Raw genomic sequence first — 17,625 nt, 5'->3', positions numbered from 1 at the left:
CCGACAGTGCTGGCGGCGGCGGAGGCGGGCGGGGAGCCACAGGGCCGTGGCTCCCCGCCCTTGATGAGCATCAGTCCATGCGGGCCGCGTACGCGGTGACCTCCATGGGCGTGTCGTACTCGGTGAATTCCGGACGGGTCCACACTTCACGAGTTTCCATAACGCTCACTCCTCGGATCACGGGCGGTCCGCCGCCGAACCGCCCTCTCCAGTGCTCATGGCGAGCGACACCACGCTAGACACGTTTTTCTTGATCCCGCTATGGGCCGATCGTATTTTTCAGGGAACTTTCCAGACGGCATTGACAGCCCTAGCGGTAAGCGCTTGCCTTGGGTTAGGGTCGGACCCACTGCAAGCGTTTACATCCGACACTGTGCCGCCACCCTTGCCGCCGCCGTTTCCGCACTCCACAGGCATGATCAGGAGGGGCACGATGCACGCTCGACGCAGGACAGTCATCGGAGCTTTGGTCGCGACCGCCACCGCTGCGGCCACGCTCACCGCACCGGTCGCCACAGCGTCCGAGGTCTCCCCGACGGCGATCAAACAGATCGCTTCCGGACTCAATCAGGCGTGGGCGGTGGACTGGCTGCCCGATGGCACCGCGCTGTTCACCGAGAAGGACAGCAAGAAGATCCGCAAGATTGACAAGGCGGGCAAGGTTTCCGACGTTCAGACCATCCCAGGGGTGAGCGTCACCAAGGAAGCGGGCCTGCTCGGCATCGCGGTCTCGCCCACCTACGCGGCCGACCAGCTCGTCTTCATCTACTACACCACCGGCAGCGACAACCGGATCGCCAAGCTCAAGCTGGGCGAGGCGCCGCAGCCGATCGTGACCGGCATCCCGCGTGGTTCCCAGTTCCACCACGGCGGCCGGATCGCCTTCGGGCCGGACGGTTTCCTCTACGCGGGCACCGGTGACGGCCAGAACGGGGCCAACGCGCAGAACAAGAACTCGCTGGGCGGCAAGATCCTCCGGATCACCAAGGACGGCGCGGCCGCGCCAGGCAACCCGTTCAACAGCCGGATCTACAGCCTCGGGCACCGCAACGTGCAGGGCCTGACCTGGGTCGGCGGCCAGCTCTACGCCTCGGAGATCGGCGCCAGCAAGGTCGACGAGCTGAACAAGATCGACTCCGGCAAGAACTACGGCTGGCCGAGCTGCGAGGGCCCCTGCGGCACCGCGGGCTACACCAACCCGGTGAAGACCTGGTCGACCTCCTCTGCCACCCCGAGTGGCCTGGCCCACTACAAGGGCAGCCTGTACATCGCCTCGCTCAAGGGCGGGACATATAAGACAAACCTCAGCGGCTCCGGTGGCAAGATCTACACCAACCTGGGCCGCACCCGCGCCGCGAACGCCGCGCCGGACGGTTCGCTGTGGATCATCACCCCCGGTGGGATCTACACCTCTGACGGCAACTGAGCCGGCCGTCACCTGATCAGGGGGCCCGTGACCTGGGACCGGACACGGGCCCCCACCCACATCCGCAGCACGCGCCAGGAGTTCGCCATGCCCGTTGCCCGGATCGCCACCCTCGCCGCCGCGGTCACCCTCGGCCTGCTGGCCGCGACCCCGGCCCAGGCCGTCACCCGGCCGCCAACCGAGGTCACCGGTGGACTGGCGGTGCCATGGGGTGTCGGATTCCTGCCCGACGGCAGCGCGCTGGTCACCGAACGGGACTCCGCCCGCATCCTGAACATCCGCGGCGGCCAGGCCACCGAGGTGCAGAAGATCGCCGACGCCCAGCCGACCGGCGGCCACGGCGGCCTGCTCGGCCTCGCGGTCTCACCGAGGTACCAGAGCGACCGCACGGTGTTCGTCTACTACTCCACGAGAACCGACAACCGGATCGCCAAGCTCCGCCTCGGCCAGCCCCCGGTGCCGCTGGTCACCGGCATCCCGGTGGGCGTCAAGCGCAACGGCGGCCGGCTCGCCTTCGGCCCGGACGGCCACCTGTACGCCACCACCGGCGACACCGCCCGTCCCGAACTCGCCCAGGACCCGAAGTCACTGGCAGGCAAGGTCCTGCGGCTGACCACCAGCGGCAAACCCGTGCTCGGCAACCCCTTCGGCACCCTGGTCTACTCCTACGGCCACCGCGACCCCCAGGGCCTGACCTGGGACCGCGACGGCAGGCTGTTCCTGGCCGAGGCCGGTGACGCCAAGTGGGACGAGCTGAACCGGGTGCTGCCCGGCCGCAACTACGGCTGGCCGCTCTGCGAGGGCAAGTGCGGTGACCCGCGCTTCGTCGACCCACTGGTGGTCTGGCGCACCGAGGAAGCCACCCCGAGCGATATCGCCTACTACAAGGGCAGTCTGTACGTGGCCGGACTGGTGGGCCAGCGACTCTGGCAGGTGCCATTGCGCGATGGCCGTACTGGCACGCCGAAAGCCTTGTACAACAAGGAGTTCGGCCGCCTGCGCACGGTGGAGCCCGCGCCGGACGGATCGCTGTGGATCACCACCTCCAACGCGCCGGCGCCGGACCGCATCCTGCGCAGCGAGGGCTAGCGGCCGAGGAAATCGGTGATCCGGGACTCGTCCCAGGCCCCGTCGGCGAAGACCACCGTGTACCGCAGCACCAGCTGCTCTCCCGGTGGCACAACGACTTCCGCACTATAGAACGGTGCCGGGCACAGCCCTGGGTAGTCCGAACTGCGGGCGAACCACTCGGTCGGATGGCCCGGATTCTCCGGTGCGTCAACAAAAAGCACCGTGGAGTGCGGGCCGCTCTCCCCGTGCTGACCGATGTACGCGGCCCAGCCCGCCCTGGCGCCCATGGGATCGTGCGCACCGGGGACCAGCACCCGGCCGCCGATGAACTCCCGTGGGCCGCGCCAGAACAGGCCGCCGTAGCCGGCGTTGGGGCGGCCGTTGGTGCTGGGGCTGCCGAAGTGGATCGGGGTCCGGGTGGTGTTGCGCAGCCGGGTCTCGAACCCCAACCGCCAGGCGTGCTCGGGGGCGGACGCGGTGACCTGGACGTGGCGGCGTTCGACCAGCAGTTCCGCGCCGGTCGGTGTGCGCCAGCTCAGGCGCTGGCACAGCCGGAAGGTCTCGCCGGTGCACTCGAGCTGGTCGAAGCCCAGGTGGACCTGGCTGCCGTTGTCGGGCAGTTCCAGGTATCCCGCACCGGCGCGGTAGGTCGGGCCGCCCCAGAAGTTGGTGTCGTGCACGTGTGCCACCGCGAGTTGCAGGCCCTTGTGCCAGGTGTGGTCGGACGGGCGGTAGTCCGAGACCAGTGCGCCGCGCAGGGTGCGCAGCGGGTGGAAGTAGGGCTTCGGGGATTCCCGTCGGGGGCACGCTGGGCGGTAGTGGTAGCTCAGCAGCCGGACGCCGGCGTGCCACAGGTCCACGGATCGGTCCGGTACGTGCCGCAGGGTCAGCGCGGTCATCGGCGCACCAGCCTCGGAGTCGGAGAAGGGCTTTCCGGCCGTCCGGGAACGGCCGGAAAGCCCTGTCTCACACGCGTTCGGCGATGATGATCCGGTTGTCGTCGTAACCCAGCCTGCCGCCGATCCACTGGCCACCACAGGTCACCAGTACCAGCCGGTGGTTGCCGCTCTGGGCGAACAACGACTCCGCGCGTTGCGGCAGCTGGTCCTTGTGCACGGTGTGCACCTCGGTGATGCGGTAGTTGTAGGTCTTGCCGGTGGCGTCCTTGACGGTGACCTGCTGGCCCTTGTCACTGCGCCACAGCTCGGCGAACGGCCCGGTCGCGCCCTTCCAGTTGACGTGCCCGGCCAGCACCGTGGCGCCCTTGGCCGAGTCCAGTCCGGCACCCCACCAGGTGGCGTCCCTGATGCCGTCGGGCACCGGCAGCACCCCGTCGGGGGCCACCTCCCTGCGGACCAGGGTGGCGGTGCCGCCCTCGGGCAGCCGGATCGTGCCGGGTCGCTGCCCGCCGGCCGGCTGCACGATCTGGTTGGGCTGACCCGGTTTGGCCGGGGTGGTGGTCTGCGCCGGGTTCCCGCCGCCGGGCTGGCCCCAGCGGATCAGCGGCGCGTCGCCGATGTCGGTCAGCGGACGGGCGCGCAGCGGTGACGGCGGAGGGGACTCCACCGCCACCGGCTCGCCGATGACCGTCGTGGTGAGCTGGGAGGCGCCGAGTCCGGCCGCCACGCACACCGCGGCCACCCCGAGCAGGCCGAGTCCGGCTACTCGGGCGCGGTTGTCGCGTTTGGTCTCACCGGGATACAGCGATCTCCCCATGGGTCACCGCTGGTGCAGACGTCGACGCAGAGCCATGACGCCCAGGGTAGCCATGACCAGCGTGAAAATAGCGAATCCGACCAGGCCTGCCGGTTCCACCTGGGTCACGGTCGCGGCCTGGGCCACCGGCAGCTCGGGCTCGTCACCCGCCGGGATCACCCTGGGCACCACCGGCTTCTTCGGCACGTTGGCCTTGTTGGTCAGCGACAACGCCAGCGTGTTGCCCGGTGCGACCGTGCCGCAGACCGTCGGCGGCTTCTTCGGGTCGAAGCCCTCCTCATAGCCCTTGGCCGGGATCAGCTCGATCAGGCAGATCTCCTGCGGGGTGCGCAGGTCGGCCACGGACACCTGACCGTCGTCGCCGGTCTTGACCACCAGCGGCTTGCCGTCCACGCCGGTCAGCGGGGAACCGTCCTGCTTGAGCGCGGGCGCTTCCTTGTCCGGCCCGGTGATCCGCAGCGTCACGCCGGGGATGGCCGCGCCACTGGCCGCGTCCACCTTGCCGATCTTGACGATGCCGGGCTGGGTCACCGCTGGCACGGTGGCCTCGGCCGAGATCGGGGTCTGCCCGCCGGTGGTCAGCGCCCGCTGCGCGGTGGGCTTGTTCGGCAGCAGCAGCACCGGATCGGCGTTCGGGCTCTCCACGGTGGCCACCAGCTTGGGGTTGGGGCCCTTCGGGATCACCGCGACGACCAGTGGTTTGCCGCCCGCCGGGGTCTTCACGGCGCCGTCACTGGCTTCCCCGGCCAGTTCGGCGTCGATCGCCTTCAGCTTGACCGGCACACCCGAGACCGGCTGACCCTTGGCCGAGGTGACCGCGATGGTCCAGTTCCCCGGCTTGCCGATCAGCTGCCCGTCCTTGGGCGCGGTCACGGCCAGCTTCCACGGCCCGTAGTGCGCGTCCGCGTCCGCCTGCAACCGGCCGACGGCCTGCCTGGCCTCGGCCGACAACCCGTTGAGGTGGAAGTCGACGTCATAGCCGATGCGGGTGAAGTTGTTGGTCTTGGCCAGCAGCTTCGGGTCCTTGGTGCCCGAGGTCCAGCTGTGCAGCAGGTGCGCCAGTGCGGCGGCCTCGGACTTCGAGGCGGTGTCCTGGTAGCGCAGCAGCAGGTAGGAGATCTTGGCCTTGGTCTCGGCGGGGAGGGGGGTGTTCCACTTGGTGGTCAGCCCGTCCTTGCTGGGCGTGTACTCGAGCGCGTCGCCCGGTTCGTCGAGGGCGAACCGGACGCACCACACCTGCCGGCCGCGCCAGGTGTACGAGCCGATCCAGTCATCTCCCTTGGGTCGGCCCTGATACTCCTGAGGCTTGGTGTACTCACCGCTGCGCTCCCCGGCGGCCAGCGCCGAACCGGGTATCACCAGCGCGAGGCCGCCGGCGGCGAGCGTCACGCTCATCGCCCCGACCAGCAGATTTCTAAGGCCTGGCATGAAAGCTCCTTGCTTGCTACGGCCTGTCGCCACGCATGCTCGCGGCCGCCCCGGGCGAGTCGCAATCGGCCTTTAGAGCTACGCAAGCAGGTGACTGTGTGGTGTCTCTCACCTTGACGTCTAGACCATTTGGCGCATCTGGCTGATCTTGTCGGCCTACGTTGCGCCCACGATCGGACTCGTCCTCATAACCCAGAGCGAAGACGGGGGCGCTCATGGGACGATGCGGGAGCGAGTAAAGTCAGCTTTACCTGTCATGGAACCGGTCCGCGCCTTCGGACGTTGTACCGGATGACGGCGCGAGCACGCTCCAGGAGGACCAGGTGCGCACTAGCAGTAACCCGGCGTTCCGTAACCTGCCCCACCAGGGGTCCGGCTACGCGACGTTCAACACCGGCGGCCAGCCCGCCGGCTACCAGGCTGGCTATCAGGAGCAGCCCGGCTACCAGCAGCAGTACGATTCGCGGCCCGGGATTTCCGAGCGTCCGATGACCGTGGACGACGTGGTCATGAAGACCGCCACGTCCTTCGGCATCACTCTGGTCGCCGGTTTCCTGACCGCCTTCTTCCAGGCCTACTACCTGGCCCTGCCCGCGGTGCTCATCGGGCTTGGTGTCGGTCTGTTCCTGTCGTTCCGTCCGCGGCCGTCCGCGCCGCTGACGCTGACCTACGCGTTGTCCCAGGGCGTGGCACTGGGCGCGATCAGCGCACTGGTGAACCTGCGCTTCCCGGGCATCGTGGTGCAGGCGCTGATCGGCACCGCCGGTGTGTTCGCCGGCATGCTGGTCGTCTACAAGACCGGTGCGATCCGGGTCACGCCGAAGCTCACCCGCTGGGTGATCGGCGCGCTCGTGGGCGTGCTGGTGCTGGTGCTGGCGAACCTGGTGGCGAGCTTCATCGTGCCCGGCGGCCTCGGCCTCCGCAGCGGTGGCGCCATCGCGATCATCTTCAGCATCATCGTGATCGGTGTGGCCGCGTTCGCGCTGCTGCTCGATTTCGACCAGGCCGACGAGATGATCCGCTCCGGCATGGACGCCAAGTGGGCCTGGTACGCCGCGTTCGGCCTGACCGCCACGGTGGTCATGCTGTACTTGGAGATCCTGCGCCTGCTGAGCTACTTCAGGCAGGACTGACGCTCCGGCGCGGTACCGCTTAGACACGAGAAGGCCCCCGGTTCGCCGGGGGCCTTCCTCGTTTCTTGGGGCTGCTCAGTTCAGCTCAGGCGCTCCAGCACCATGGCCATGCCCTGACCGCCGCCGACGCACATGGTCTCCAGACCGATGGTCTTGTCGTGCCAGGACAGCGAGTTGAGCAGGGTGGTGGTGATCCGGGCGCCGGTCATGCCGAAGGGGTGGCCGACCGCGATCGCGCCGCCGTTGACGTTGACCTTCTCCAGCGGGATGCCCAGGTCGCGGTAGGACGGGATCACCTGGGCCGCGAAGGCCTCGTTGATCTCGACCAGGTCCACGTCGTCCACGGTCATCCCGGCCCGCTTGAGCGCCTGCTGGGATGCCTGCACCGGGCCAAGGCCCATGATCTCCGGGGACAGTGCGGACACGCCGGTGGAGATCACCCTGGCCAGCGGGGTGATGCCGAGCTGCGCCGCCCTGGTGTCACTCATGATCACCAGCGCGGCCGCGCCGTCGTTGAGCGGACAGCAGTTGCCCGCGGTGATCCGCCCGTCCGGCCGGAACACCGGCTGCAGGGTGGAGACCTTGTCGTAGCTGGTGCCGGCCCGCGGGCCGTCGTCGGTGCTGACCACGGTGCCGTCGGGCAGCTCGACCGGGGTGATCTCGCGGGCCCAGAAGCCGTTGGCGATGGCCTTCTCGGCCAGGTTCTGCGAGCGGACGCCGAAGTGGTCCATGTCCTCGCGGGTCACGCCCTTGCTCAGGGCGAGGTTCTCCGCGGTCTGGCCCATCGGGATGTAGACGTCGGGCAGCAGCCCGGACTCGCGCGGGTCCACCCATTCGCTCGCACCGTGCTCGGCGGCGTGCTGGGTGCGCGCCTGCGCGTCGGCGAAGAGCGGGTTCTGGGTGTCCGGCCAGCCGTCGGAGTTCCCGCGCGCGTAGCTGGAGACGATCTCCACCCCGGCGCTGATGAAGACATCGCCCTCGCCTGCCTTGATCGCGTGCAGTGCCATCCGGGTGGTCTGCAGGCTGGAGGCGCAGTACCGGGTGATGGTGGTGCCGGGCAGGTGGTCGTACCCGGAGAGCACGGCCACCGCGCGGGCCATGTTGAAGCCCTGTTCCCCGCCGGGCAGACCGCAGCCCAGCATCAGGTCGTCGATCTCCCTCGGGTCCAGCTCGGGCACCTTCGCCAGTGCGGCCTTGACCATCTTCGCGGTCAGGTCGTCGGCGCGGACATCCTTCAGGGAGCCCTTGTTGGCGCGGCCGATGGGGGAGCGGGCCGTCGCCACGATCACGGCTTCAGGCATGTCGAGAACTCCTTTGTTCGCCTGAAGCGCAGCCTACTGTCCGGTAACGGCGGCGGAGTGTGACGTTGCCGGGGGCACCCGCTTGAGCCGCCGGTTCAGCCCGGCCACCAGCTTCGCGGTGGGCCGCCTGGCCTCGGCGGCGGCCGAACGGGTGGGCCGGTCGGGCAGTGGCCCGCCGTCCCAGACGCTGGCGGCCACGCACAGTTCGGGCAGCAGCAGGTCCACCGCGGCGGCGTAACCGGCCGCGGAGGGGTGGAACATGTCCTTGCTGAACAGCTCGCTCGGCCGGGTCAGGAACTCCGGCGAGAGCAGGTCGGCCAGTGGCACCGCCCGGCCGCCAGCGCCCACCACGGCCCGGCGCTGGGCCCTGGCCAGGGTGAGGCTCCAGGAGCGCACCAGCGCCCGCAGCGGCTGCGCGATCGGCCGGATCGCGCCCAGATCCGGGCAGGTGCCCACGACCACGGCCACACCGGTCTCGGTGAGTCGGCGCACCGCGGCGCCCAGCATCAGCGCGCAGGCGGCCGGTCCGAGCCTGGCGGTCACGTCGTTGCCGCCGATGATCACCAGCGCCACCTCCGGCGGGGTGAGCAGCGCGGCCTCGGTCTGCCCGGCCAGCTCCCGGCTGGTCGCGCCGCTGATCGCGTGGGTGAGCAGCCGCACCGGGCGCTCGGACTCCGCGGCCAGTCCACGGGCCAGCAGCACCCCTGGCAGCTCCTCGGTGGTGTCGCAGCCGACCCCGGCCGCGGAGGAGTCGCCGAGCACCGCGAAGACCAGTGGATCGCCGGTGATCCGCGGGTCGGCCGGCGCGTGCGGGCCGCTGCCGTCGGGCAGGTACACGCCGTCGGCGCGCAGTGGCGCGGCCGGCACTCCGATGATCTTCCGAGCCCGTTTGGACTGCTCGGAGAGCAATCCGTACGCGGCGCCGGACAGTCCGCCGACCGCACCCGCGGTGAAGACCGCGGCGCGGAGAATACGAAGTCCGAACACGGCTCGTGCCTCCCCTCCGCCTGGTGGTTCCCCCAAGGCCCCACACACCAGTTGTTCACCCAGTGTTCCGTAAGTAAGGCCAAACGGGTTAACGGAGGGTAGATGGTTTTACTTCCCACTTTTGGGTGGTGCGAACAATTTCGAAGCCGCCCAACAGGATTAGCCTGATCGTGAGTTTCGACTCAGGCGCGCTCGGCCGAGAAGGGGACCTCGGCCCGGTGCAGCGGGTCGTCGTAGTGCCCGAGCAGCGCGGACAGCTGGTGACCGAGCCCGGTCAGCGGGAACGGGATGGCCTTGCCCTCGAACTCCGGCTCCAGCAGCGCGGACTCCAGCAGCTCGGCCCCGCGCCCGAAGGTCAGCGCGAACAGGCGGCCGTTCACCTCGGCCAGCAGGGCGGAGTCGGCGCCCCCGGCCCCGGCCAGCGCGAAGTGCTCGGCCAGCTCCTCCGGACCCGGCTCGCCCTCCTGCGCGCGCACCGCCAGCGCACAGGAGAAGTCCAGCTCAGCGCGGGGGAGCAGGCAGACGATGTCCGGCTGGCCGCGGCCCGGCAGGGCCAGGGCGTCCCCGAAGGAGAGGGCCTCGGTGGTGAACAGGTGCACCGTGAGTTTCATGGCTACCCCCGACGCGAGACCGGCTCAGAACGGATCTTTCCGACAGGCCAAGAATACGTGACCTGGGGGTGGACGAGGGTGGCCAGGAGTGGCCCGTGCCACGGAGTAGCAGCGATCGGGTGACGCTGAGCCAGCTACGCTGACCCGGACGTCTCAACTACTGGGAGGACCGCGCGGTGGAGTACGCCGAGCACGTGATGGACCTGGTCGGCAACACCCCGCTGGTCAGGCTGAACTCCCTGACCGAGGGCCTGAAGCCGCTGGTGCTGGCCAAGGTGGAGTACCTCAACCCCGGTGGCAGCGTGAAGGACCGGATCGCGCTGCGCATGATCGAGGCGGCCGAGGCATCCGGCGAGCTGAAGCCCGGCGGCACCATCGTGGAGCCGACCTCGGGCAACACCGGCGTCGGCCTGGCACTGGTCGCCCAGCGCAAGGGCTACCGCTGCGTGTTCGTCTGCCCGGACAAGGTCAGCGAGGACAAGCGCAACGTGCTCAAGGCCTACGGCGCCGAGGTCGTGGTCTGCCCGACCGCGGTCGCGCCAGAGCACCCGGACTCCTACTACAACGTCTCCGACCGCCTGGTCACCGAGATCCCCGGCGCCTGGAAGCCCAACCAGTACGCCAACCCGCAGAACCCGGAGTCGCACTACCACTCCACCGGCCCCGAGCTGTGGAAGCAGACCGACGGCCGGATCACCCACTTCGTGGCGGGCGTTGGCACCGGCGGCACCATCTCCGGCACCGGCCGCTACCTCAAGGACGCCTCCGGCGGCAAGGTCAAGGTCATCGGCGCCGACCCGCACGGCTCGGTCTACTCCGGCGGCACCGGGCGGCCCTACCTGGTCGAGGGCGTCGGCGAGGACTTCTGGCCGACCACCTACGACCGCACCGTGTGCGATCAGATCATCGAGGTCTCCGACGCGGACTCCTTCGACATCACCCGCCGCCTGGCCCGCGAGGAGGGCCTGCTGGTCGGCGGCTCCTGCGGGATGGCCGCGGCGGCCGCGCTCAAGCTGGCCGAGGGCCTGACCGAGGACGACGTGGTGGTCGTGCTGCTGCCGGACAGCGGCCGCGGTTACCTGTCCAAGGTCTTCAACGACTCCTGGATGGCCTCCTACGGCTTCCTGACCGCCGACCACAGCAGCGCCTCGGTCGGCGATGTGCTGCGGCGCAAGGACGGCACCCTGCCCGAGCTGGTGCACGTGCACCCGAACGAGACCGTCGCGGACGCCATCTCGGTGCTGCGCGAGTTCGGCGTCTCGCAGATGCCGGTGGTCAACGCCGAGCCGCCGCTGATGGCCGCCGAGGTGGCAGGCGCGGTCAACGAGAAGGACCTGCTGGACGCGCTGTTCGCGGGCGAGGCCGCACTGGCCGACCGGGTGGAGACGCACATGTCGCCGCCGCTGCCGACCATCGGCGCCGGCGAGTCGATCAGCACCGCGATGAAGGCGCTGACCGACGCGGACGGCGCGATGGTGCTCATCGACGGCAAACCGGCCGGCGTTGTCACCCGACAGGACGTGTTGGGCTTTCTCGCGGGCCGATAATGCGCGTTGGGACTACGCCCGTTCGGAGCATCCGATAGCGTTGCCGCAACCACACGACGGCCAGCCACCCCGAAGGGGGTAAGGAACCCGATGAGCGCTCCGCAGCCGCCCCAGCAGCCGTATCCAGGCCAGGGTGGGCAGCCGCAGGCTGATCCGCAGAGTGGCGCGGCCGACCCGACGCCGTCCCCGGCGCAGGGTCTGCCGACGACCACGCACACGCCGCACGCCGACACCACCCAGGTGATCTCCTCGGCGTTGGGCGCTTCCGCGGGGCAGCCTGCGCAGCCCGCCAACCCGGAGGCCACCCAGGTGGTCCAGCCGGGCGGCGCCGCGCCTGCCGCACCCGCGCCGGATGCCACCCAGGTGGTGCCGCCGGGTCAGCAGCCGCCGGTGACACCGCAGTACGCGCCGCCGTCCTTCGCCCAGCCGCAGCCCGCGCCGCAGCAGCCGACCGGGCCGCAGGCCCAGCCGCAGCAGCAGTGGGGGCAGCCGCAGGCCCAGCCCGGTCAGCAGCAGTGGGGTCAGCAGCCCCAGCAGCAGCCCGGCTACCCGCAGACCGGCGGCCAGCCCCAGCAGCAGTGGGGTCAGCAGCCGGGCACCGGCCCGCAGCCGCAGCAGCAGTGGGGCCAGCCCCAGGCACAGCCCGGTCAACAGCAGGGCTGGGGCCAGCAGCAGCCGCAGCAGGGTTACGGCCAGCCGCAGCAGGGCTGGGGTCAGCCCCAGCAGGGCTACGGGCAGCCGTACGGCCAGGCAGGTGGCAGCAACACGCTGCCGGTGGCCATGTGGGTCTCGGTCGGCGTCGGCGGCCTGGCTTTGATCTTCAACATCATCAACCTGATCAACATCCTCGGCCTGCCGTCCCGCTTCGTGCCCGGCACCATCTACATCAGCGTCGTCATCGGCTTCCTGGTGGCGATCGGGGTCGGCGTGCTGGGCTTCATCGGTGGCTCGCAGGGCGCCAACTGGGCCCGGATCACAATCACCGTGCTCGGCGGCATCGGCGTGCTCGGCGGCCTGAGCGGCCTCGCCCTCGGCGGGTTCCTCACCATCCTGCCGCTGCTGCTCTGGATCGGTGTGCTGGTGGTCTGGTGGCTGCCTGGCACCACCGCCGGCATGAAGCTCAAGCAGGCCCAGCGGCCGCAGCCGATGGGTGGCTACGGCCAGCCGCCGCAGCAGCCGCCCTACGGCGGTGGCGGCGGGGGTTACCCCGGCTACTGAGCCGTAGCGCGAAAACCGTAAACGAAACTTCAGCCCCCGGCCCGCCAAGGCCGGGGGCTGATCGTTTCCCGAGCACGTAGGCTCGGCCCCATGAACGACGGCTTCGCGACCAGGGCCATTCACGCCGGCCAGGACCCCGACCCGACGACCGGGTCGGTCATCGTGCCGATCCACGCCACCTCCACCTACGCCCAGGACGGCGTCGGCGGGCTGCGCGGCGGCTATGAGTACTCCCGCACCGGGAATCCCACCCGGACCGCGCTGGAGACCTGCCTGGCCTCGCTGGAGGGCGGCAGGCACGCGCGGGCGTTCGCCTCCGGCATGTCCGCCACCGACGCGGTGCTGCGCTCGGTGCTGCGCCCCGGCGACCACCTGGTCATCCCGGACGACGCCTACGGCGGCACCTTCCGGCTGGTGGACAAGGTGCTCTCGCAGTGGGGCATCGAGCACACCCCGGTGGCCCTCTCCGATGTGGACGCCGTGCGGGCCGCGATCCGGCCCAACACCAAGCTGCTGTGGGTGGAGACGCCGACCAACCCGCTGCTCAACATCGCCGACATCGCCGCGCTGGCCACCCTGGCCGAGACCGCGGGCGCGAAGCTGGTGGTGGACAACACCTTCGCCTCCCCGTACCTGCAGAACCCGCTGGAGTTCGGCGCCGACGTGGTGCTGCACTCCACCACCAAGTACATCGGCGGCCACTCCGACGTGGTCGGCGGCGCGCTGATCACCAGCGACGACGAGCTGGCCGAGCAGTTCGCCTTCATCCAGAACGGCGCGGGCGCGGTGCCCGGCCCGTTCGACGCCTGGCTGACCCTGCGCGGCCTGAAGACCCTCGCGGTCCGGATGGACAAGCACAGCGACAACGCCGAGCTGATCACCCAGGCCCTGCTCGACCACCCGAAGGTCGGCGCGGTGCTCTACCCGGGCCTGGCCGACCACCCCGGCCACCACGTGGCGGCCAAGCAGATGCGCCGCTTCGGCGGGATGATCTCCTTCACCGTCACCGGTGGCGAACAGGCCGCGCTGGATGTGTGCGCCAAGACCCGGCTGTTCACCCTGGCCGAGTCCCTCGGCGGGGTGGAGTCGCTGATCGAGCACCCCGGCAAGATGACGCACGCCAGCACCGCGGGCTCGCTGCTGCAGGTCCCGGCCGACCTGGTGCGCGTCTCGGTGGGCATCGAGGACGGCGCCGACCTGGTCGCCGACCTGCTGCAGGCGCTGGACTGAGCACTCCGGGGGTAGAGCCTGCCCCCGCACGAAGTCGGCAGCCCGCGCCAGCGCCTGGCGCGGGCTCGCCGACCAGCATTGACCGCATGGCAACTCAGCTCAGCAGGCGGGCACTGCTCGCGACCGCGGTGGTCGTGACCGGGACGCTGCTCACTCCCCTGTCGGCCCAGGCCGCACCGGACCCGGTGCGTGCGCTGGAGCAGGCCGCGCATCCGTTGCGGCACACCGAACCCGGTCGTGACCACGCCGACCTGCGGGCGCTGGGCCGGATGATCGGCGCGGCCACGGTGGTCGGCCTCGGCGAGGCCACCCACGGCTCGCACGAGTTCTTCGCCATGAAGGAGCGGGTCTTCCGCTACCTGGTGCAGGAGAAGGGTTTCCGGGCCTTCGCACTGGAGATGAGCTGGCCGGCCGGGCTGAAGATCAACGAGTTCCTGCAGACCGGGAACGGTGACGCCCGCGCGATCGCCAAGGAGACGCTGAGCGGCAGCCCGTGGGACCGCGAGGAGTTCGTCAGCCTCATCGAGTGGATGCGCGAGCACAACCGGCGCAACCCCGGCCGCACCGTGCACTTCGTCGGCGACGACCTCGGCGCGCCAAGGGTGGGCGCGGAGTTCTTCGACCGGGTGACCGGCTACCTGCCCGCGCTCGCTGAGTACTACACCGGCCTGCGTCCCCTGGACGACGTCTTCGCCTATCTCGGCAAGCCGGTCCGGGAACGCAGGCTGCTGGCCGAGCGGGCCAGGCAGGCCCTGGACCTGATCAGCGGCCTGCCCCGGCACGGCGAGCAGTTCGAGCTGGCGGTGCAGAACGCCCGCTCCATCGCCGAGACCGCGCACTTCCTCACCGTGGACCCGGCCGATCCGGCCGGGCTCGCGGAGTTCCAGCGGTTCCGGGACGAGGTGATGGCGCGCAACGTGCTCTGGTGGCAGCGGCGCACCGGGCACAAGATCCTGGTCTCGGCGCACAACGGGCACGTCGGCTACGTCTCGGGCACCCCGGCGGCCTACCCGAAGACGCAGGGCGCGTTCCTGCGGGACCGGCTGGGCGCGGACTACCTGCCGATCGGCTTCAGCTTCGACCGGGGCTCGTTCCTGTCCAAGGACACCGCCCTCGGCGGCGACTGGAAGCAGTTCTCCGTTGGCGCGGCCGAGCCCGGCTCGAACGAGCACACCCTGGACCGGGTCCGGCACCGGGACTTCTACCTCGACCTGCGCACCGCGCCGCCGTCCGCGCGGGCCTGGCTGGACACCGCCCGGCCGACCAGGGACATCGGCACCGGATTCCCGGTCGAGCCCAGCGACCTCGCCCTGCGGCGCGCCTATGACGTGCTCATCCACCTGCACCAGGTGCGGGCGGCGGAACCGAGGAAGTGATCAGACGCCGGGCGGGGCGGAGCGGTCGTCCGGCTTGACCGGCTCGGACTGCTTGGGGCCCACCGGCAGGTCGTCCTGCTCCACACAGCCGCCGACCAGCTCGACGATGCCGCTGTGCTGGACGTACTTGCCAGGGTCGTGGCAGTTCACCCGCACCACGGTGAAGACCGCGGCCCCGGTCAGCAGCGCGGCGGTGCTCAGCGCGACCGCCAGGGGCAGCGCGCCGCTGCTTCGCACTCGTGCCATCCCGCCACCTCCGAGCCCATCCCTTGGGCAAGCCTACCGAACACCGCGCGGCCGGGCGGACGTTCCCCGGGATCGCTATCCCAGGCAACGGCCCGCCCGGCCGCGCGGTTCAGTTCCGTCAGAGGTTGCCGCGGCGGTCCTGCTCGCGCTCGATCGCCTCGAACAGGGCCTTGAAGTTGCCCTTGCCGAAGCCGAGCGAGCCGTGCCGCTCGATCATCTCGAAGAACACCGTCGGCCGGTCGCCGGTGGGCTTGGTGAAGATCTGCAGCAGGTAGCCGTCCTCGTCCCGGTCGACCAGGATCTTGCGCCGCTTCAGCTCCTCGATCGGCACCCGCACGTTGCCGATCCGGGCTCGCAGCTCCGGGTCGTCGTAGTAGGAGTCCGGGGTCTCCAGGAACTCGATGCCCGCGGCCCGCATGTGGTCCACGGTGGCCAGGATGTCGTTGGTGGCCAGCGCGATGTGCTGCACGCCGGGGCCGCCGTAGAACTCCAGGTACTCGTCGATCTGGGACTTGCGCGCGGCCACCGCCGGCTCGTTGAGCGGGAACTTCACCCGGTGGTTGCCGTTGGCCACCACCTTGCTCATCAGCGCGGAGTAGTCGGTGGCGATGTCGTCGCCGATGAACTCGGCCATGTTCACAAAGCCCATGACCCGGTTGTAGAACTCGACCCAGTAGTCCATCTTGCCGAGTTCGACGTTGCCCACGCAGTGATCGACTGCCTGGAACACGCGCTTGGGCGCGCCTTCGGGCTTGCGGTAGGCGCCCTTCCTCGGCTGGTAGCCGGGCAGGTAGACGCCGGTGTAGCGGCTGCGGTCGATCAGGGTGTGCCGGGTCTGGCCGTAGGCGGCGATGGCGGCGATCCGCACCGTGCCGTGCTCGTCGGAGACGTCGTGCGGCTCGTCCAGCACGGTCGCGCCCTGCTTGCGGGCCCACTCGATGCACTTGTCCACGTCGGTGACCTCCAGCGCGAGGTCGGTGACCCCGTCGCCGTGCGCCCGGTGGTGGTCGAGCAGCGCGCTGTCCGGGCGGACCCCGCCGGTGATCACGAAGCGGGCCGAGCCGGACTTGAGCACATAGGACTTGTGGTCCCGGTTGCCGGTCTCCGGGCCGGAGTAGGCGATCTGCTCCATGCCGAAGGCCACCTGGTAGAACAGCGCGGTCTGGGTCGCGTTGCCGACCACGAACACCACCGCGTCCATCGACTTCACCGGGAACGGGTCCCGGCTCTCGTCGTAGTCGACCAGGCCGACGAGCTGGCGGAGCTGGTCGAAGCTCACGTCGTCGATGCTCTTGTCCGGGCTGTGGCTGATCGTCTCGGTCACGTTTCCTCCAACTGCCCTGGCGGTCAATTCGGTAACCGCAGCATGCGGTCGTATGACAAGCTGTGCAACACTCAGTAAATTCACTGCGCAATCTGCCTAGTACCATCGGGTAATATCCGATCAGATTGAGCAGACTGACCAGGAGGTGCGCGTGCTGCCTGCCGACGACGAGGCGCTGGACGCGCTGGACGCCCGGCTGTTGCTGCTGCTCACCGACGAGCCGCGGCTGGGCGTGCTGGAGTGCTCCCGGCGGCTGGGCGTGGCCCGCGGCACCGTGCAGGCCCGGCTGGACCGGCTGGTCAGCCGGGGCGTGCTCGGCGGCTTCCCGCCCGCGCTGGACCTGGCCGCGATGGGTTACGGCCTGACCGCCTTCGCCGTGCTGGAGATCGCCCAGGGCCACCGCGGCGAGGTGACCGCGCACCTGGCCGCGATCGACGAGGTGTGCGAGGTGCACGCCACCACCGGCCAGGGCGATCTGCTGGTGCGCATGGTGGCCAGGGACAACGACGACCTGCAGCGGGTGATCGACGAGGTGGTCGACGTCGAGGGCGTGCGGCGCACCTCCACCTCGATCGCGCTGTCCACCCCGGTCCGCACCAGAGTGAGACCTTTGCTGGAACGGCTGGTCGGCGACGGGCATTGAGCCCATCCTGGGAGGTATGCGTGCGCACGAGGTGCAGATCGGCGCGACCTACCTGGTCCGGCCGCAGCACGACCACGGCACCCTGGCCTGGCTGTTCAGCGGGCCGGACGAGTTCGAGCTGACCGTCACCGGCGACGGCGAGACGCTGGGTGAGGTGCCGGCGGTGGTCGGCCTGCGGGTGATCGACCGGCACAACGTCAGCCTGCCGCTGCCGCCCGAGCAGGCCCAGCGGATGGGGCTGCCGCCGGGGGTGGATTATCTGGTGCAGGGCGTCCTGGTGGACGCCGCGTCCGGGGCGCTGGTGAGCAGGCCGACCATGGAGTCGGTCACGGTGCCGGTGAGCTGGCTGTCCCCGGTGGCCTGACCGA

General features: G+C 70.1%; 18 protein-coding genes. 9 read left to right on the top strand and 9 right to left on the bottom strand.

Annotated features, from left to right (window positions below):
• Positions 1-70: 70 nt before the first annotated feature.
• Positions 71-160 carry a pyrroloquinoline quinone precursor peptide PqqA gene (pqqA, locus tag HNR67_RS01250; RefSeq protein WP_185000163.1) on the bottom strand — a complete coding sequence of 30 codons (90 nt, stop codon included), beginning with the start codon at positions 158-160 and terminating at the stop codon, positions 71-73.
• Positions 161-433: 273 nt separating this feature from the next.
• Here pqqA and HNR67_RS01245 point away from each other — a divergent pair, with 273 nt between their 5' ends.
• Positions 434-1,426, top strand: coding sequence for a PQQ-dependent sugar dehydrogenase (locus tag HNR67_RS01245; RefSeq protein ID WP_185000162.1), 993 nt, complete (start codon positions 434-436; stop codon positions 1,424-1,426).
• Between the two features lie 87 nt (positions 1,427-1,513).
• Entirely contained in the window at positions 1,514-2,515 is a 1,002-nt protein-coding gene (locus tag HNR67_RS01240) for a PQQ-dependent sugar dehydrogenase (protein ID WP_185000161.1), read from the top strand.
• Here the strand turns inward: HNR67_RS01240 and HNR67_RS01235 are convergent.
• The 3 genes from HNR67_RS01235 to HNR67_RS01225 form a co-directional block, all read right to left on the bottom strand.
• Positions 2,512-3,396: a DUF6807 domain-containing protein gene (locus tag HNR67_RS01235; RefSeq protein WP_185000160.1), complete on the bottom strand. Its 885-nt coding sequence runs from the start codon at positions 3,394-3,396 to the stop codon at positions 2,512-2,514. The genes HNR67_RS01240 and HNR67_RS01235 overlap by 4 nt on opposite strands.
• A 67-nt stretch (positions 3,397-3,463) precedes the next feature.
• Positions 3,464-4,213 carry a class F sortase gene (locus HNR67_RS01230; RefSeq protein WP_185000159.1) on the bottom strand — a complete coding sequence of 250 codons (750 nt, stop codon included), beginning with the start codon at positions 4,211-4,213 and terminating at the stop codon, positions 3,464-3,466.
• A 3-nt stretch (positions 4,214-4,216) separates the two neighbouring features.
• A complete protein-coding gene (locus tag HNR67_RS01225) occupies positions 4,217-5,641 on the bottom strand; it encodes a hypothetical protein (protein ID WP_246492440.1) in 1,425 nt (474 codons plus the stop codon).
• A gap of 323 nt (positions 5,642-5,964) precedes the next feature.
• On the opposite strand from HNR67_RS01225, the gene HNR67_RS01220 reads away from it, so the two are divergent.
• Positions 5,965-6,774, top strand: a complete 810-nt coding sequence (locus tag HNR67_RS01220; RefSeq protein ID WP_185000158.1) for a Bax inhibitor-1/YccA family protein — start codon at positions 5,965-5,967, stop codon at positions 6,772-6,774.
• Positions 6,775-6,854: 80 nt separating this feature from the next.
• Here HNR67_RS01220 and HNR67_RS01215 read toward each other — a convergent pair whose 3' ends face one another.
• From HNR67_RS01215 to HNR67_RS01205, 3 genes are all read right to left on the bottom strand, one after another.
• Positions 6,855-8,075 (bottom strand): acetyl-CoA C-acetyltransferase, encoded by a 1,221-nt coding sequence (locus HNR67_RS01215; RefSeq protein ID WP_185000157.1) that lies wholly within the window; start codon positions 8,073-8,075, stop codon positions 6,855-6,857.
• A gap of 33 nt (positions 8,076-8,108) precedes the next feature.
• Positions 8,109-9,062 (bottom strand): SGNH/GDSL hydrolase family protein, encoded by a 954-nt coding sequence (locus HNR67_RS01210; RefSeq protein ID WP_185000156.1) that lies wholly within the window; start codon positions 9,060-9,062, stop codon positions 8,109-8,111.
• Positions 9,063-9,244: 182 nt separating this feature from the next.
• Positions 9,245-9,673 carry a hypothetical protein gene (locus tag HNR67_RS01205; RefSeq protein WP_185000155.1) on the bottom strand — a complete coding sequence of 143 codons (429 nt, stop codon included), beginning with the start codon at positions 9,671-9,673 and terminating at the stop codon, positions 9,245-9,247.
• Between the two features lie 176 nt (positions 9,674-9,849).
• Here HNR67_RS01205 and HNR67_RS01200 point away from each other — a divergent pair, with 176 nt between their 5' ends.
• The 4 genes from HNR67_RS01200 to HNR67_RS01185 all read left to right on the top strand — a co-directional run bounded on the left by HNR67_RS01200 (position 9,850) and on the right by HNR67_RS01185 (position 15,044).
• On the top strand, positions 9,850-11,220 hold the full coding sequence (locus tag HNR67_RS01200; protein ID WP_185000154.1) for a cystathionine beta-synthase: 1,371 nt from the start codon (positions 9,850-9,852) through the stop codon (positions 11,218-11,220).
• A gap of 90 nt (positions 11,221-11,310) precedes the next feature.
• On the top strand, positions 11,311-12,438 hold the full coding sequence (locus HNR67_RS01195; RefSeq protein WP_185000153.1) for a hypothetical protein: 1,128 nt from the start codon (positions 11,311-11,313) through the stop codon (positions 12,436-12,438).
• A 90-nt stretch (positions 12,439-12,528) separates the two neighbouring features.
• Complete coding sequence (locus tag HNR67_RS01190; RefSeq protein ID WP_185000152.1) at positions 12,529-13,668, top strand: cystathionine gamma-synthase; 1,140 nt, start codon at positions 12,529-12,531, stop codon at positions 13,666-13,668.
• 86 nt (positions 13,669-13,754) lie between these two features.
• Complete coding sequence (locus tag HNR67_RS01185) at positions 13,755-15,044, top strand: erythromycin esterase family protein (protein WP_185000151.1); 1,290 nt, start codon at positions 13,755-13,757, stop codon at positions 15,042-15,044.
• On the opposite strand, the gene HNR67_RS01180 is transcribed toward HNR67_RS01185, so the two are convergent.
• Positions 15,045-15,290 (bottom strand): hypothetical protein, encoded by a 246-nt coding sequence (locus HNR67_RS01180; protein WP_185000150.1) that lies wholly within the window; start codon positions 15,288-15,290, stop codon positions 15,045-15,047.
• Positions 15,291-15,408: 118 nt separating this feature from the next.
• A complete protein-coding gene (gene hppD / locus HNR67_RS01175) occupies positions 15,409-16,569 on the bottom strand; it encodes a 4-hydroxyphenylpyruvate dioxygenase (RefSeq protein ID WP_185009936.1) in 1,161 nt (386 codons plus the stop codon).
• A gap of 196 nt (positions 16,570-16,765) precedes the next feature.
• Here hppD and HNR67_RS01170 point away from each other — a divergent pair, with 196 nt between their 5' ends.
• The gene (locus HNR67_RS01170; protein WP_407645106.1) at positions 16,766-17,257 is read left to right on the top strand and encodes an Lrp/AsnC family transcriptional regulator; all 492 of its coding nucleotides are present in this window, start codon (positions 16,766-16,768) and stop codon (positions 17,255-17,257) included.
• Between the two features lie 16 nt (positions 17,258-17,273).
• Positions 17,274-17,621 carry a hypothetical protein gene (locus tag HNR67_RS01165; protein WP_185000149.1) on the top strand — a complete coding sequence of 116 codons (348 nt, stop codon included), beginning with the start codon at positions 17,274-17,276 and terminating at the stop codon, positions 17,619-17,621.
• Positions 17,622-17,625 lie beyond the last annotated feature (4 nt).

The organism is Crossiella cryophila, assembly GCF_014204915.1.
GTDB lineage: Bacteria > Actinomycetota > Actinomycetes > Mycobacteriales > Pseudonocardiaceae > Crossiella > Crossiella cryophila.
Note: the sequence above shows the minus strand (reverse complement) of the source record. Positions and strands in the feature narration are given on the sequence as shown.